Source organism: Vibrio sp. 1249-1, from assembly GCF_033340495.1.
Genome location: NZ_JAWOWJ010000844.1, coordinates 1 through 590 on the forward strand (window position 1 = coordinate 1; position 590 = coordinate 590).

Consider the following 590-nt stretch of genomic DNA (forward strand, 5'->3'; position numbering starts at 1 on the left):
ACTAGGTTGAAGCTTCGGTGCGAGCGCAGAAGTTTTTCTATCTCATTTGAGTCAATGGTTTCGATGATGCTGTTGAGCATGTGTTGGAGCTGCGTATTGTGTTTTGCAACTGCAAACGCATTCGAGAACGTCAGAACGTCTTGCTCATTGATCACCAAACCATCGACCTGATCTTGCGCAATCATGCTATGAACAACGTCATCAGGAATGTAAGCCACGTCCAAAACGCCTGATTTCAAATCCGCAAGCAACTGTTTTAAATCGTCATAACGGTCAAAACGGTCCTGTTGCCACACACCTAAGTGCACCAACCCTTGTTTCTTTAAACTCAGTAGAATGCCCGCTTTTTCTGGTGATGACTTGTCGCGCTCGCTCTCTTCTGCTTGGATAGAAACGTAATTGCTGTGCATGAATGGTTTAGTGATCAGCCAGTCTGACTTAGGCACTGGGCCCACATAAGATACCGGGACAATATCGGCATCAAACGCCGTCAACCCATTAGAAAGACTCGACGTCGGTTTCACATAACTAAAGGCCAAACCCGTACGCGACTGAATTAAGTCGATAAAGTCTGGGAAGAATCCGTCCAG

At 46.3% G+C, this 590-nt stretch carries 1 pseudogene; it reads right to left on the reverse strand.

The features are described 5' to 3' along the window. Positions 1–590, reverse strand: a pseudogene (locus tag R7Z50_RS29240) (transporter substrate-binding domain-containing protein); the annotation flags it as partial.